The organism is Pseudoxanthomonas suwonensis 11-1, from assembly GCF_000185965.1.
Taxonomy (GTDB): domain Bacteria; phylum Pseudomonadota; class Gammaproteobacteria; order Xanthomonadales; family Xanthomonadaceae; genus Pseudoxanthomonas; species Pseudoxanthomonas suwonensis_A.
In genome coordinates this window covers 1009077-1024962 of the sequence record NC_014924.1, presented here as the reverse complement: position 1 = coordinate 1024962, position 15886 = coordinate 1009077, and the positions used below count along the sequence as shown (strand labels likewise).

The 15886-nt window shown below is 71.5% G+C and carries 13 protein-coding genes; 9 read left to right on the top strand and 4 right to left on the bottom strand.

Annotated features, from left to right (window positions below):
• From PSESU_RS04545 to map, 4 genes are read right to left on the bottom strand one after another with little or no spacing between them, the layout of a single operon-like run.
• Positions 1-1905 carry a CocE/NonD family hydrolase gene (locus tag PSESU_RS04545; RefSeq protein ID WP_013534593.1) on the bottom strand — a complete coding sequence of 635 codons (1905 nt, stop codon included), beginning with the start codon at positions 1903-1905 and terminating at the stop codon, positions 1-3.
• A gap of 36 nt (positions 1906-1941) precedes the next feature.
• Positions 1942-2910 (bottom strand): 2,3,4,5-tetrahydropyridine-2,6-dicarboxylate N-succinyltransferase, encoded by a 969-nt coding sequence (gene dapD / locus PSESU_RS04540; RefSeq protein ID WP_428992105.1) that lies wholly within the window; start codon positions 2908-2910, stop codon positions 1942-1944.
• Entirely contained in the window at positions 2850-5480 is a 2631-nt protein-coding gene (gene glnD / locus PSESU_RS04535; RefSeq protein ID WP_013534591.1) for a [protein-PII] uridylyltransferase, read from the bottom strand. The genes dapD and glnD overlap by 61 nt, the downstream gene beginning before the upstream one ends.
• Complete coding sequence (map, locus tag PSESU_RS04530; RefSeq protein WP_013534590.1) at positions 5477-6253, bottom strand: type I methionyl aminopeptidase; 777 nt, start codon at positions 6251-6253, stop codon at positions 5477-5479. The genes glnD and map overlap by 4 nt, the downstream gene beginning before the upstream one ends.
• A 359-nt stretch (positions 6254-6612) precedes the next feature.
• Here map and rpsB point away from each other — a divergent pair, with 359 nt between their 5' ends.
• From rpsB to rseP, 9 genes are all read left to right on the top strand, one after another.
• Positions 6613-7428 (top strand): 30S ribosomal protein S2, encoded by an 816-nt coding sequence (rpsB, locus tag PSESU_RS04525; RefSeq protein WP_013534589.1) that lies wholly within the window; start codon positions 6613-6615, stop codon positions 7426-7428.
• A gap of 160 nt (positions 7429-7588) precedes the next feature.
• Positions 7589-8467, top strand: coding sequence for a translation elongation factor Ts (gene tsf, locus PSESU_RS04520; protein ID WP_013534588.1), 879 nt, complete (start codon positions 7589-7591; stop codon positions 8465-8467).
• 183 nt (positions 8468-8650) lie between these two features.
• Complete coding sequence (locus tag PSESU_RS04515) at positions 8651-10141, top strand: sensor domain-containing diguanylate cyclase (RefSeq protein ID WP_013534587.1); 1491 nt, start codon at positions 8651-8653, stop codon at positions 10139-10141.
• 73 nt (positions 10142-10214) lie between these two features.
• Complete coding sequence (gene pyrH, locus PSESU_RS04510) at positions 10215-10937, top strand: UMP kinase (RefSeq protein WP_013534586.1); 723 nt, start codon at positions 10215-10217, stop codon at positions 10935-10937.
• Between the two features lie 142 nt (positions 10938-11079).
• Positions 11080-11637, top strand: coding sequence for a ribosome recycling factor (gene frr / locus PSESU_RS04505; RefSeq protein WP_013534585.1), 558 nt, complete (start codon positions 11080-11082; stop codon positions 11635-11637).
• Positions 11638-11662: 25 nt separating this feature from the next.
• Positions 11663-12409, top strand: a complete 747-nt coding sequence (gene uppS, locus PSESU_RS04500) for a polyprenyl diphosphate synthase (protein ID WP_041763841.1) — start codon at positions 11663-11665, stop codon at positions 12407-12409.
• Positions 12406-13269, top strand: a complete 864-nt coding sequence (locus tag PSESU_RS04495; RefSeq protein ID WP_013534583.1) for a phosphatidate cytidylyltransferase — start codon at positions 12406-12408, stop codon at positions 13267-13269. The genes uppS and PSESU_RS04495 overlap by 4 nt, the downstream gene beginning before the upstream one ends.
• A 14-nt stretch (positions 13270-13283) precedes the next feature.
• Positions 13284-14510, top strand: a complete 1227-nt coding sequence (locus PSESU_RS04490; RefSeq protein ID WP_013534582.1) for a 1-deoxy-D-xylulose-5-phosphate reductoisomerase — start codon at positions 13284-13286, stop codon at positions 14508-14510.
• Positions 14503-15861 (top strand): RIP metalloprotease RseP, encoded by a 1359-nt coding sequence (gene rseP, locus PSESU_RS04485; protein ID WP_013534581.1) that lies wholly within the window; start codon positions 14503-14505, stop codon positions 15859-15861. The genes PSESU_RS04490 and rseP overlap by 8 nt, the downstream gene beginning before the upstream one ends.
• The last annotated feature ends 25 nt before the right edge of the window (positions 15862-15886 follow it).

Below are 15886 nucleotides of genomic sequence, written 5' to 3'. Positions count from 1 at the left end.
TCAGCGCGGGACCACCGGCAGTTCGATGTAGCTGGCGGCTCCGGCGGCGTGGTGCACGGTGTTCTCCGCCACCACGGGGGTCGACTCGCTTTCGTTCGGGCCGCCGGTGTTGAGGTTGCGCGCGAACTTGGGAAAGCTCGAGCTGGTTACTTCCACGCGGATGCGATGGCCGGCGTCGAAGCGGATCGAGGTGGCGATCGGCGTGGGCTGCAGCGTATAGACCTTGCCCGGCTCCATCGGCTGCGGATCCTCGAAGCCGTCGCGGTAACGCGCGCGCAGGATGGTGTCGCCGATGATCCAGGCGGTGCCGTCCGGCGCCACGTCCACCAGCTTCACCGCGAAGTCGGTATCCGGCGCGCTGGAGGAGACCTTGAGCACGGCGTCGACGAAGCCGCTCACCTCCAGCGGCTGCTGCAGCGGATCGCTGGTATAGACCAGCACGTCCTGGCGGGCCTCGACCGGGCGCTGGTCGAAGGCGCCGGGAACGACGATGCCGCCGTTGCAGCAGTCGCCGCCGCCGATGGTCTGCACCGGGTTGGCAGGGTCGTAGACGAAGCGGTCGGCAGGCGCGTCGGCCGCCGGCGCCTCCAACGACAGGCGGCCGTCGCCGTACAGCGAATTGGCGCGGCCTCCGGAATGCAGGTACAGGCGCAGCGGCCTGGCCGCCTTCGGCGGCCACTGTTCGTCGGACTGCCACTTGTCCAGGCCCATGGTGAAGTAGCGCACCTTCGGCGTGGTGGAGGGGAACGCCTTGCGATCGCCCTTGAGCCAGCGGTCGAAGAACGCCCAGACCTGGTCGCTGACCGGGAAGCTGGCATCGCCCATCTTGCGCGCGCCGACCGTGTAGTCCGGGCCGAGCTGCCAGAACTGGCAGTGCGGGTTGGGGCCGATGACCACGTACTGGTGGGCGCTGGCCTCGGCATCGGTGCCGGCGTTGCGGGCGTGGTTGAACAGCTCCAGGTTCGCGCCGATGGACACGTCGTACCAGCTGTTGAACCACAGTGCCGGCACGCCCCAGCCCATGGAGTCGTGGTACAGCCCGCCCTGCTCCCAGGCCGGATCGGCCGGGGTGCGGGCGATCATCGATTCGAAGGTCGCCGGTGGCTCGCCCAGCGAGGACAGCAGTTCGCTGTAGGGCAGGTGCCAGATGTGCCTGGCCCACTCGACCTTGGGCTTGGTCGCGTGCAGGTCGTTGTACTGCGCCACCCGCGCCCGCATCGCCCCGGTCAGGCCTGCCGGCAGCTGCGCGCGCAGCGGGTTGTCCACGCCGTACATCCACACCGCGAACAGGGTGCGCGGCACGCCGCCGGTATAGAAGTTGCCCTGCTCGCGGAAGCGGCCGACCTTGCCGATGCCGGCACCGGCGGCCATCGGCACCATCGCCGCGTGCGCGGGGTGGTCCAGCGCCGCCAGCGCCAGCTGCCATTCGGCCGAGGACGAGCAACCCAGGGTCCCGACCTTGCCGTTGGACCATGGCTGGCCGGCGATCCAGTCCAGCGTGTCCCAGCCATCGGTCTGCGGATGGCCAAGGATCTGGTATTCGCCCTGGCTGAAATAGCGGCCGCGCTCGTTCTGCACCACGAAGGCGTAGCCGTTGCGCACCGCCTCGATCGCCAGCTGCGCCGAGCGCCCGCGTAGGGCGTGCTCGTTGTACGGCGTCTTCCACAGCACGGTCGGCAGCTTGCCGGCGGCGCCCTTGGGCCGCCAGATGTTGGTGGAGAGGCCGACGCCGTCGCGCATCGGCACCAGCACCGCCATTTCCGCATCGGCGATCCGGGCCAGCTCGGTGCGCAGGCCTTCCTCGCTGTAGCGGCTCAGGTCACTGGCGATGGCCAGCGGCATCACTGCCGCCAGCAGTACCGCCAGCCACGAGACCCGCTGCCCCCTGCTGCGATCCGCCTTCATGAGCCTCTCCCCTTGAAGCTGGAACGATCGGCAAGGTCAGCCGCGCAGCAGCTCGTTGATGCTTGTCTTGGCGCGGGTCTTCGCGTCCACCTGCTTGACGATCACCGCGCAGTACAGCGAGTGCGAACCGTCGGCGGCCGGCAGCGAGCCGGACACCACCACGCTGCCCGGCGGCACGTAGCCGTAGCTGATCTCGCCGGTGGCGCGGTTGTAGATGCGGGTGGACTGGCCGATGAACACGCCCATGCCGATCACGCTGTGGTGGCCGACGACGACGCCCTCGACCACTTCCGAGCGCGCACCGATGAAGCAGTGGTCCTCGATGATGGTCGGGCTGGCCTGCAGCGGCTCGAGCACGCCGCCGATGCCGGCGCCGCCGGAGATGTGGCAGTGCTTGCCGACCTGGGCGCAGGACCCGACCGTGGCCCAGGTATCGACCATGGTGCCCTCGCCCACGTGCGCGCCGATGTTGACGAAGCTCGGCATCAGCACCACGTCCTTGCCGAAATAGCTGCCGCGGCGGGCCACGGTGCCCGGCACTACGCGCACGCCCAGCTTGCGGAACTCGGCCTCGCCGTAGCCCTGGAAGCGCAGCGGCACCTTGTCCCAGAACGGGCCGGGCGCGCCTTCCATGACGACCATGTCGTTGACCCGGAAGTACAGCAGCACGGCCTTCTTCAGCCATTCGTTGACCTGCCAGCCGCCGTTGCCGTCCGGCTCGGCGACGCGGAATTCGCCGCTCTCCAGGCCGCTGATCGCGCGCTCCACCAGCGGGCGGGTGGAGCCGTCGATCTCGTCCAGGGTGAGGTTGGCGCGGCGCTCGAACGCGTCCTCGATCGAGAACCGCAGCTCGGCCAGGCCCGGCTTCTCGGTGGCCACGGCGGCGCGCTTGCGCGGCGCGGCGGGCTTGCGGGCGGCGGGGGTCTTCTTGGGCGTCGTTGCCATCAGCGTGCAGCTCCTGTGCTGTCGGGGTCCAGCCGCTTGCGGAGTTCGCCACGCAGGCATTCCTGCGCGGCCTCGTCCAGCGGCCGGTCGTGCTCGTCGGTGATCTGGAAAAGGTCCTCGGCGCGCTCGCCGAAGGTTGCGATGCGCGCGTCGTGCACGCGCAGCCTGCAGGCGCGTAGTGCCAGCGCCACCTCGGCCAGCAGGCCCGGGCGGTCCGGGCAGACCAGCGAGATCAGGCTGCGGCGGCCGTCGGCGGTGGTGTTGAATTCGACCTTCGGGGTGAAGCGGAAATGCCGCAGCTGGCGCGGCGTGGCGCGGCGGGTGGCGCGCACCCGGTCCAGCTCGCCGGACAGCGCATCGCGCAGCGCCGCTTCCAGCTGAGCCGGATCGCCACTGGCGAAGCTGTCGGCCGGCAGCACCTCGAAGGTATCGAACACGGTGCCGTGCGGGCCCATCAGCACGCGCGCCTGGTGGATGCCGTAGCCGTGGCGGTCCAGGGTGGCCACGATCGCGGCGAACAGGCCGTCGCGGTCGGGCGAGTGCACGAACACCTCCAGCGCGGTGCCCGAGCCGGCCAGGCGCCTCGCCGCGACCCGGGTGTCGCCCATGTGCACGTCCACCAGCAGCGCGGTCTGCCACGCCAGCTGCTCGGGGCGGAAGCGCAGGAAGGCCTCGTCGGGCATCTGCGCGAACTGGCGGTCGATGGTGGCGTCGTCCAGGCCCATGTCCCGGACCAGGACGCGGGTCTCCTCGCGCGCCTCGGCCACCCTCGCCTCCACGTCCAGCGGCGCCTCCAGGCCCTCGCGCAGCATGCGCCGGGTGGCCAGGTAGAGGTCGGCCAGCAGACGGTCCTTCCAGGCGTTCCAGACCTTCGGGCTGGTACCGGCGATGTCGGCGCAGGTCAGCAGGTACAGGTAGTCCAGGCGCTCGCGGTCGCCGACCAGGATGGCGAAGCGGCGCACCACCTCCGGATCGGCGATGTCCTGCTTCTGCGCGGTGACCGACATGCGCAGGTGCTGCTCGACCAGCCAGGCCACCAGGCCGGTGTCGGATTCGCTGAGCCCGTGCGCGGCGCAGAACCCGCGCGCGTCGACCGCACCCAGCTCGGAATGGTCGCCGCCGCGGCCCTTGGCGATGTCGTGGAACAGGCCGGCCAGCAGCAGCAGCTCCGGCTTGCGCAGCCGCGGCCACACCTCGTGGGTGATGGAGAAGCGCTCGTCGGCCTGGCCGCTGGCGAAGCCGGCCATGTTCCGGAGCACCATCAGCGTGTGCTGGTCCACCGTGTAGGCGTGGAACAGGTCGAACTGCATGCGCCCGGAGACCTGCGCGAACGCCGGCAGGTACTGGCCCAGCACGCCCAGGCGCGCCAGCCGGGTCAAGGTCTCGACCGGGCGCGGGCCGCGCAGCAGCGCCATGAAGCGGGCGCGCGCGGCCGGACCGGCCTCGGTGTAAGCCGGCAGGCGCGGCAGTGCCTCGGCCAGGGCGCGGGCGGTACGCGAGTGCAGGCCGCGGATCTCGGGGTCTGCCGCCCAGGTCGAGAACAGGCCCAGCACCTCGCGCAGGTCGCCCTCCGGCCAGTACGGCGCCGCGGCGGCCAGGTAGCCGCGCTTGAGGCCGAAGTCGGGGTTCAGCGGGACCGCCTCGGCCTCGCCGTCGAAGGTCTCCTCGAAGCGCTGCAGCAGCCGGTCGCTGATCCGGCGCACGATCGCGGCGCTGCGGTAGAAGCCCTGCATCATCTTCTCGACCGCGAGGCTGTGGTCGTCGTCCTGCAGGCCCAGGCGCTCCGCCAGCAGCTTCTGGTAGTCGAAGCCCAGCCGCTCCTCGGGGCGCCCGGCGACAAGGTGCAGGCCGAAGCGCAGGCGACCCAGCGCGCGGCGCTCGCGCGCCAGTGCGGCGGCCTCGTCCGGGCCGAGGTGGCCGAGCTCGACCACCGCCTCCAGGTCGCTGACGCCGAAGGCGCGCAGCGCCATCCAGCCCAGGGTGTGCAGGTCGCGCAGGCCGCCCGGGCCGTCCTTGATGTTCGGTTCGAGGTTGTCGGAGGTGTCGCCGAAGCGCCGGTGCCGCGCCTGCAGCTCCTCGCGCTTGGCCAGGAAGAACTCGCGCGGCGGCCACACCCGGTCCGGGGCGATCGCCGCGGCCAGGGCCGCCTGCGCGGCGGCGTCGGCCACCAGCGGGCGCGCCTCCAGCAGCGCGGTCATCACCGTCTGGTCGGCGGCCGCGGCGGTGCATTCGGCCGCCGAACGCACGGCATGGCCGACCGGCAGGCCGACGTCCCAGACCAGGGCGAAGAACCGCGAGAGCGCGGCCTCGTGGGCGCGCTGCGCATCGGCCTCGCCCAGCACCAGCAGGTCGATGTCCGAGCGCGGGAACAGTTCGCCGCGGCCGTAGCCACCGACCGCGAACATGGCCAGGCCGGAAACAGCCGGCAGGCAGCGCGCCCAGGCCTGGCGCAGGAGCAGGTCGACCGCCCGCGCGCGTAGCGCGAGCAGGCGGTCCATGTCGCATTCGGGCCCGTAGCGGCGGGCCAGCCGGGCGTCGGCGACGGAGAGCTGCCCGCGGGCGGCGGCGGCCCAGTCGGCGTCGCTGGCTATGCCGGCGCCAGCCCCGTCCACCAGGCCGGGCGCGCTCACGCCGGTGGCAGCTGGCCTTCCGCCAGCGTCAGCACGTCGACCCCGTCCTCGGTCACGGCCACCATGTGCTCCCACTGCGCGGAGAGCTTGCGGTCCTTGGTGACCACGGTCCAGCCGTCGGGCAGCACGCGGGTGTAGCGGGTGCCCTCGTTGATCATCGGCTCGATGGTGAAGGTCATGCCCGGCTTCAGCACCAGGCCCTCGCCCGGGCGGCCGTAGTGCAGCACCTGCGGCTCGTCGTGGTAGACCTTGCCGATGCCGTGGCCGCAGTACTCGCGCACCACCGAGAAACGCTCGGATTCGGCGTAGGCCTGGATCGCGTGGCCGACGTCGCCCAGGGTCGCGCCCGGCCTGACCGCGCGGATGCCGCGCCACATCGCCTCGAACGTGGTCTCGACCAGGCGCCGCGCCATCACCGAAGGGGTGCCGGCGTAGTACATGCGGCTGGTGTCGCCGTGCCAGCCGTCCTTGATCACGGTGACGTCGATGTTGACGATGTCGCCGTCCTTCAGGACCTTGGCTTCGCTCGGGATGCCATGGCAGATGACGTTGTTGACCGAGATGCAGGTGGTCTTGGGATAGCCGCGGTAGCCGACGTTGGCCGGGATCGCGCCCTGCACCTTCACGATGTGGTCGTGGCAGATGCGGTCCAGTTCCTCGGTGCTCACGCCCGGCTTCACGTACGGGGTGATCATTTCCAGCACCTCGGCGGCCAGGCGGCCGGCGATGCGCATCTTCTCGATTTCTTCGGGGGTCTTGAGGTGCACGGTCATGGCGGGGATTATCGCGCATTCCGCGCCCCGCGGGCCGCCCGTCCGGCCCTTCCCGCGGGACGCCGCGTCCCGCCCCGGGGGGCCGGTTTGCCCGCCCCCTCCCGGCCGGCTATACTTCCGCGTCTCTGTTTGCCCCCACCAGGGGGACGCCCACGCCGGGCGCAGGGTTCCGGGCACCGTCCCGGCCGGCGAATACACACCTGACGCCAAAGCCCGTGCCGGGGTGCCTGCCAGACAGGTTCGGCCACGGAAGCGCCAGGGAGGCCCAACCCCGGAACCCATGCCCACGGCGACCTGCCGGGGCGCCCGCACCTTGCCGAAAGACGGCCGCGGAGGGTTCCACTGCCAGGAGTTCTGCAATGCCCCAGATCACCATGCGCCAGATGCTGGAAGCCGGCGTCCACTTCGGCCACCAGACCCGTTACTGGAACCCGAAGATGGGTCCGTACATCTTCGGCGCCCGCGGCAAGATCCACATCATCAACCTCGAGAAGACCGTCCCGCTGTTCCAGGACGCGATGAACTTCATCTCGGGCATCGCCCAGAAGCGCGGCACCATCCTGTTCCTGGGCACCAAGCGCAGCGCGCGCGACGCCATGAAGGAAGAGGCCGAGCGTTGCGGCATGCCGTACATGACCCAGCGCTGGCTGGGCGGCACCCTGACCAACTTCCGCACCGTGAAGCAGTCGGTCTCCCGCCTGAAGGAGCTCGAGGCCGCCGAGACCGACGGCACTTTCGAGAAGCTGGTCAAGCACGAAGTGCTGGGCCTGCGCCGCGAGCGCGACAAGCTGGAAGCCTCGCTGGGCGGCATCAAGGACATGAACCGCCTGCCCGACGCCCTGTTCGTGATCGACATCGGCCACGAGGACATCGCCATCAAGGAAGCCAAGAAGCTCGGCATCCCGGTGGTCGCCGTCGTCGACACCAACTACGACCCCAACCTGGTCGACTACGCCATCCCGGGCAATGACGACGCCATCCGCGCCGTCCAGCTGTACGCCCGCGCCGCCGCCGACGCGGTCCTGGAAGGCAAGGCTGCCGCCCCGCACGCCGCCACCGTGACCGAGTCCGACTTCGCCGAGGGCGAAGAGGCCAAGGGCGCCCGCCGCGCCCCGGCCAAGAAGGGTCCGCGCAAGGGCAAGGCCGAGGAAGGCGAGGCCGCCGCGGCCGAGTAAGCCGCACCCGGCGGCCGCCCCGCGCGGCCGCCACCCCTCCGCGGGCCACCGGCGACGGCCGGCCCGCGACAGGGCGGGCCATCCCGCGCAGGCATGCGCGACGGTCCTCCCCCGCTCCGCGACCGCGGAGCCACCTTCATCCCGTTAAAGAGGAATTCCCGTGGAAATCACTGCTTCCCTGGTCAAGGAACTGCGCGAGCGCACCGGCGCCGGCATGATGGAGTGCAAGAAGGCCCTGACCGAGAACAACGGCGACATCGACGCCGCGGCCGAGTGGCTGCGCAAGTCGGGCCTGGCCAAGGCCGACAAGAAGGCCGACCGCGTGGCCGCCGACGGCCGCATCGCGGTCGCCCAGGCCGGCGGCAAGGCCGTGCTGGTCGAGATCAACTCCGAGACCGACTTCGTCGCCAAGGACGCCAACTTCCTGGCCTTCACCGACGCCGTCGCCCAGGCCGCCCTGGCCTCCGGCGCCGCCGACGCCGAGGCCCTGAAGGCCGCGAAGATCGCCTCGGGCGAGACCATCGAGGAAGCCCGCGCCGCCGTCATCGCCAAGGTCGGCGAGAACGTGCAGGTCCGTCGCCTGGTCGCCATCGACAGCGCCGAGAACGTGGCTGCCTACGTGCACGGCGGCCGCATCGGCGTGCTGGTCGAGCTCAAGGGCGGCGACGCCGAGCTGGCCCGTGGCATCGCCATGCACGTGGCGGCCATGAACCCGCCGCACATCAAGGCTTCCGACGTCCCGGCCGACTTCATCGCCAAGGAGAAGGAGATCGAGCTGGCCAAGATGTCCGACAAGGACAAGGCCAAGCCGGCCGACATCCTGGAGAAGATCATCTCCGGCAAGATCGCCAAGATCGTCAACGAGGTGACCCTGTACGGCCAGCCGTACGTGCTGGACACCAACCAGACCGTCGAGCAGGCGCTGAAGGCCGCCGGCGCCGAAGTCCTGCGCTTCGACCGCCTGGCCGTCGGCGAGGGCATCGAGAAGAAGGAAGACGACTTCGCCGCCGAAGTGATGAAGCAGGCCGGCCTGGCCTGATCCATCGCCTCCACAGGCTGGTCCCGGAAAGCCGCGGTCATCCCGCGGCTTTCCGCGTTAAAGGCTGGCGCTAGCCCGCCGATAACCGTTCCGGAGGCAGGCCGCGTGTCGCGCGCGCCCCGCCCTGACGGTTCCGTGGGACCCCACTCCACGGCGACAGGCCCAACCTGACAGCCAGAGACGATGCACCCGGACCTCGAATCCAGCCTCCTGCATTGCCGCAACCTGCCCTCGCCGCCGGCGATCGCGCTGCAGATCATCGAGCTCGCCCAGGATCCGGACGTCGACCTCGGCGCCGCCGCCAGCGTCATCGCCATGGACCCGGCGCTCAGCGCCCGCCTGATGCGGGTCGCCAATTCCCCGCTCTACGCCGGCCGCCGCCGGGTCGAAACCCTCGCCCAGGCCACCACCATGCTGGGCCTCAACGCCACCCTCAGCCTGGCCCTGGGCTTCTCCCTGGCCCGCGGCCTGCGCGCCATCGACAGCGCCGCCGCCGAGCAGGAGCGGCTGTGGAAGCACAGCGTGCTGGCCGCCCTGGCTGCCCGCCTGCTGGGCGAACAGGCCGGCCTGGACAAGCTGGAAGACCTGATGCTGGCCGGCCTGCTGCAGGACATCGGCGCCCTGGCCATGCTCCAGGCCCGCCCCGACGCCTGGCTGGCGCTGCGCGATGGCGGCCGCATCCCGGTCACTCCGGAGCGCGAACGCGAGGTATTCGGCGGCGACCATGCCGAGGCCGGCGCCTGGCTGGCCCGGCGCTGGCAGCTGCCGGGCTACCTGTGCAACGCCATCGCCACCAGCGAGGGCTCGCCGGAGCCGTCCAGCACGTTCGAGGGCTGCGTCTACGCTTCCGGCGCGGTCGCAACCCTGTGGCTGGCCGAGGGCGACGACGACGGCGCCCTGCGCACCGCCGCCGCGGCCCGGATCCAGGCCGGCGGCGTCGGTGGCCCCGGCACCCTGGACAGCCTGCTGGCGCAGATGGCCTCGGCCGCGCAGGGCTTCGGCGCGCTGTTCGACATGCGCATCGTCCAGCCGGCGCACCTGCAGGCGATCATCGAGCAGGCCCGCGAGCTGCTGGTCCTGCGCAACCTGCGCGAGATCCAGGAGACCGCCCGTGCCCGGCGCGAGGCCGACGCCTCGCGCGAGCACATCCGCAACCTCACCGAGCAGGCCCGGCGCGACCCGCTGACCGGCGTGTACAACCGCATGCAGCTGGAGGAGGCGCTGGAGCGCGAGTTCTCGGCCGCCGTCGCGGCCGGGCACCCGCTGTCGATCGCCTTCGTCGACCTGGACGACTTCAAGCAGATCAACGACCGCCATGGCCACCTCGTCGGCGACCAGGTCCTGCGCCAGTTCGCCCAGACCCTGCAGCGCATGCTGCGCAGCACCGACCTGGTCGCCCGCTACGGCGGCGAGGAATTCCTGGTGGTGCTGGCCCATTCCAACGAGGCCGCCGCCACCCGCGTGCTGCAGCGCATCCTCGACGAGACCGCGCGCACGCCGATGGCGGTGGTCGACGGCCACCCGCTGTACGTGACCTTCTCCGCCGGCGTGGCCACCCGCGACGGCGAGCATGGCCAGTTCACCTGCCCGCGCAGCCTGGTGCAGGCGGCCGACCAGGCCCTGTACCTGGCCAAGCGCCGCGGCCGCAACCAGGTCGGACAGCACGGGCAGTGAAAAATCGTGGGGACGGTCGCCGGGGTTTCCGCTAGAATCCCCGCGTTTGCCCACCCTACCCCCGAGGCCCTCCATGTCCGAACTCGCCCATCGCCGAATCCTGCTGAAACTCTCGGGAGAAGCGCTGATGGGGTCGGAGGACTACGGCATCGACCCGGCGATGATCAACCGCATCGCCGGCGAGGTGATGGAGGCCCGCCAGGCGGGTGCCGAGGTCGCCCTGGTGATCGGCGGCGGCAACATCTTCCGCGGCGCCGGCCTGGCCGCCGGCGGCATGGACCGGGTGACCGGCGACCAGATGGGCATGCTGGCCACGGTGATCAACGCCCTGGCCATGCAGGACGCGCTGGAGAAGCTCGGCGGCAAGGTCCGGGTGATGAGCGCGATCAAGATCAACGACGTGTGCGAGGACTACATCCGCCGCCGCGCCGTGCGCCACCTGGAGAAGGGCCGCATCGCGATCTTCGCCGCCGGCACCGGCAACCCGTTCTTCACCACCGACTCGGCCGCCGCGCTGCGCGCGATCGAGATCAACGCCGACCTGCTGCTCAAGGCCACCAAGGTCGACGGCGTGTACGACAAGGACCCGAAGAAGTTCTCCGACGCCGTGCGCTTCGAGGAGCTGGACCACAACGAGGTCATCGCCCGCGACCTGCAGGTCATGGACACTGCCGCCTTCGCCCTGTGCCGCGACCACGGCATCCCGCTGCGGGTCTATGACATGTCCGTGCCGGGCAACCTGATGGCGATCCTGCGCGGCGAGCCGATCGGCACCCTGGTCCGCGCCCGCCGCTGAGCCGGACGCCCCTGGACCACCCGAAGGGCCGCGCTTGCGCGGCCCTTTTCATTACCGCCCGCCCAACGGCTTCCGGCCCACGGGGCCAGCCGCGGTATTACCCGTATAATCGGCCGATTCGGCTCCACCAGGAAACACGGCGATGATCAACGAAATCAAGCAAGACGCGCAGGCCCGCATGGCCAAGAGCATCGAGGCCCTGCGCCACAACCTCGTCAAGGTCCGCACCGGCCGCGCCTCGACCGGCCTGGTCGACACCATCCGGGTCAGCGCCTACGGCAGCGACGTCCCGCTGTCGCAGGTGGCCGCCGTGTCCGTGTCCGACGCGCGCTCGCTGGTCATCACCCCGTGGGACAAGTCGATGGTCGGCCCGATCGAGAAGGCCATCCTGGCCTCGGACCTGGGCCTGACCCCGAACACCGCCGGCACCACCATCCGCCTGAACCTGCCGGCCCTGACCGAGGAGCGCCGCCGCGACCTGGCCAAGGTCGTCGCCAGCGAGGGCGAGGACGCCAAGGTCGCGATCCGCAACGTCCGCCGCGACGCCAACCAGCAGGTCAAGGACCTGCTGAAGGAAAAGCAGGTCACCGAGGACGACGTGCGCCGCGCCGAGGACGACATCCAGAAGATCACCGACAAGGCGATCAAGGACGTCGACGAGGTGGTCAAGGCCAAGGAACAGGAACTGATGGCGGTCTGAGCGGTCTGCCTACCGCATGACCCTCATGACAGCACCTGCCCGCCCAGCGGTACCCCGCCACCTGGCCATCATCATGGATGGCAACGGGCGCTGGGCGCAGCGCCGGCGGCGCCCGCGCGTCGTCGGCCACCGTGCCGGTGCGCGCGCGGCCGAGCGCACGATCGACTTCTGCCTCGCGCACGGGATCGACGCGCTGACCCTGTTCGCCTTCTCCAGCGAGAACTGGGGCCGGCCGGAAGAGGAAGTCAACGCGCTGATGAAGCTGTTCCTCGGCGCGCTGGAACGCGAGGTCGGCGCCCTGGACAAGCGTGGCGTGCGCCTGCGCTTCATCGGTGACCGCGAGCGCTTCGCACCGAAAATCCGCGAGCGCATGGCCGCCGCCGAGGCCCAGACCGCCGGCAACAGCCGCCTGGAACTGGCGGTGGCCGCCAGCTACGGCGGCCGCCAGGACATCGCCGTCGCCGCCCGCGCCCTGGCCCGGGAAGTGGCCGCCGGCCGCCTGGACCCGGAGCAGATCGACGAGGCGGCGATGTCCGCCCATGTCGCCCTGTCCGACCTGCCGCCGCCGGACCTGTTCATCCGCACCGGCGGCGACCACCGCATCAGCAACTTCCTGCTCTGGCAGCTTGCGTACACCGAGCTGTGGTTCACCGACACCCTGTGGCCGGACGTGGACGCCAAGGTGCTGCAACACGCCCTCGACGACTTCGGCCGGCGCGAGCGCCGCTTCGGCCTCACCAGCGCGCAGATCGCCGCGGAGACCTCCGCATGACCCGTACCCGCGTCATCGCCGCCCTGGTCATGGCCCCGACGGCCATCGCCGCCATCCTGCTGCTGCCGACCCCGTGGCTGGCGGCTGTCGCCGCCCTGGTGATGCTCACCGGCCTGTGGGAGTGGCTGAAGCTGGCCGGCGTCGACGACAGCCTGCCGCGCACCGTGCTGGTGGGCCTGAACCTGCTGCTGATGGTCCTGCTGGTCTGGGCGTCGCGCAGCGACACCGGCTTCTCCCCGGTCCTGTTCCAGCTGGCCACCCTGGCTGGCGCCGGCGGCTGGGTGTTGTCCCTGCTGTGGCTGTGGCGGCCGGGCTTCGGCGCCGCCGACCGCCCCGGCAACCGCGCCCTCAAGCTGGCCGCCGGCACCCTGGCCGTGGTCCCGGCCTGGTGCGCGCTGTGCCTGGTGCATTCGGACGGCTTCGCCGCCCTCGGCAGCGAGGCCGAGCCGCTGGCCCATCGCTGGCTGCTGGCCGCGCTGGCCCTGGTCTGGGCGGCGGACACCGGCGCCTACTTCGCCGGGCGCTACCTGGGCCGGCGCAAGCTGGCCCCGACCATCAGCCCCAACAAGACCGTCGAGGGCGCAGCGGGCGGCGTGGTCGCCGGCATCGCCGCGGCCATCGGCTTCGGCTGGCTGGCCGGAGCCGGCGTGCCGCAGTGGCCGGCCGTGGCCCTGGTCGCCCTGGTCGCCACCCTGTTCTCCATCGTCGGCGACCTGGTCGAGAGCCTGCTCAAGCGCCAGGCCGGGGTGAAGGATTCCGGTGACCTGATCCCGGGCCACGGTGGCGTGCTCGACCGCATCGACGGCGTGCTGGCGGCCCTGCCGGTGTTCGCCATCGGCAAGGAAATCGCCGGGTTCTGAACGGGATCGCCTGCATGTCCTCCCCCGCCGACATCCGCCGGGTCGCGGTCCTCGGAGCCACCGGCTCCATCGGCACCTCCGCGCTCGATGTCATCGCCCGCCATCCGCAGCGCATGCGTGCCACCGTCCTCGCAGCCGGCGGCCGGGTCGATGCCCTGCTGCAGCTGTGCGTCGCGCACCGCCCCGAACACGCGGTGATCGCCGACCCGGCCCTGTACCCGCGCCTGCGCGACGGGCTGCGCGAGGCCGGCCTGGATACCCGCGCCCATGCCGGCGACGAGGCCCTGCAGGCGCTGGCCGCCGGGCCCGACTGCGACACCGTGGTCGCCGCCATCGTCGGTGCCGCCGGACTGGGCTCGACCCTGGCCGCGGCCCGCGCCGGCAAGCGCCTGCTGCTGGCCAACAAGGAATCCCTGGTCCTGGCCGGCGAGCTGGTCATGGCCGCCGTCCGCGAGGCCGGCGCCGAGATCGTGCCGATCGACAGCGAACACAGCGCGGTGTTCCAGTGCCTGCGCTCCTGCCGCGACACCGGCGTGCGCCGGATCGTGCTGACCGCCTCCGGCGGCCCGTTCCGCGGTCGCAGCCATGCCTCGCTGGCCGAGGTCACCCCGGCCCAGGCCGTGGCCCATCCCAAGTGGTCGATGGGGCCGAAGATCTCGGTCGACTCGGCCACCCTGATGAACAAGGGCCTGGAAGTGATCGAGGCCCACCATCTGTTCGGCCTGCCCGGGTCGCGGATCGACGTGCTGGTCCACCCGCAGAGCCTGGTCCATGCCCTGGTCGAATACGTGGACGGCTCCACCCTCGCCCAGCTCGGCCTGCCGGACATGCGCACGGCGCTGGCAGTTGGCCTGGGCTGGCCGGAACGGATCGAATCCGGCGTGGCCGGGCTGGACCTGCTCAGCCAGGGCCGGCTGGAGTTCGAGGCGCCGGACATGGACGCCTTCCCCTGCCTGGGCCTGGCCCGCGGGGCGATGGAAGCCGGCGGAACCGCCCCCGCGGTGCTCAACGCCGCCAACGAGGAGGCGGTTTCAGCCTTTCTTCAGGGCCGCGTGGGTTTCCTAGCCATTCCCGCGCTGGTCGAGGACGCCCTCGCCGCACTGCCCGCCGCGCCCGCCACCTCCCTGGAGGCGCTGCTGCAGGCCGACGCGGATGCACGCCGAGTGACCCGCCAGATGATCGAACACCGTTCCCCCGGCGGTGCCCCAGCCACGCCGCCCCAGGACGCCCGCCATGGGTGACTTCCTGGGCTCTGTCTGGTGGCTGGTCGTCAGCCTCGGGGTGCTGGTCACCTTCCACGAGTTCGGCCACTACTGGGTCGCCCGCCGCTGCGGGGTGGACGTGCTGCGCTTCTCGGTGGGCTTCGGCAAGCCGCTGTGGTCGCGCTACAACCGCCACGGTACCGAGTTCGCGATCGCCGCCATCCCGCTGGGCGGCTACGTGAAGATGCTGGACGAGCGCGAGGGCGAGGTCCCGGTCACCCGCCAGGCCCATGCCTTCAACCGCCAGGGCGTATGGAGCCGGATCGCGATCGTGGCCGCCGGCCCGGCCGCCAACCTGCTGCTGTGCGTGGCCCTGCTGTGGGTCATGTTCATGGTCGGCCGCCAGGACTACGCCCCGCTGCTGGGACGGGTCGACGGCGTGGCCGCCGAATCCGGCCTCCAGCGCGGCGACCGCCTGGTGGAGGTCGACGGCCGCCGGGTCGCGACCTGGACCGAGGCCACCCTGGCCCTGGCCGCCCCGGCCCTGGACCGCCGCGACATCCCGGTCAAGGTCGAGGACCCGGCCGGCGCCATCGCCGAGCGGACCCTGCGCCTGTCGCGGCTGCCGGAGGTGGTCGACGAACGCCGCCTGCCCGAGCAGGCCGGCCTGACCTGGCACTTCCTGCTGGCCCCGCCGCGGATCGACCAGGTCCGCACCGATGGCGCCGCCGCCGGCGCCCTGCAGGCCGGCGACCTGGTGCTGGCCGTGGACGGCGCCCCGGTGATCTCCGCCGATGAGATCTCCCCGCTCATCCAGCAGCTGGGCGAGCGCGGCGGCCCGGGCATGGTCGAGGTCGAGCGCGACGGCGAGCGCCTGGCGCTGGAGCTGGAGCCCCGCCGTGCCACCGATCCGGCCCGCAACGGCATGTGGGAGCTGGGCATCAGCCTGGCCGCGCCCCAGGCCCCCGCCTACGACGCGGTGCAGCGTTTCGGCCCGCTGGCCGCGGTCCCGGCCGCGCTGCGCGAGACCGGCCGCCTGGCGGTCGATTCGCTGGGCATGATGCGGCGCATGGTCACCGGCGAGGCCTCGGTCAAGAACCTGTCCGGCCCGGTCACCATCGCCCGTGCCGCCAACGCCTCGGCCAAGCGCGGCGCCGACTGGTTCCTGTACTTCCTGGCCCTGCTCTCGCTGAGCCTGGCCATCATCAACCTGCTGCCGATCCCGATCTTGGACGGCGGCCACCTCCTGTATTATTCGATCGAGTTGATCAAGGGCAGTCCGCTGAGCGAGCGGGCGATGGCCGCCGGCCAGTACGTCGGCCTGGCGTTGCTGGCGGGGCTGATGGGCCTGGCCTTCTACAACGACCTGCTAGGCCTGCTCCCGCGATGACCCTGACGACCACCGGCGCCCGGCG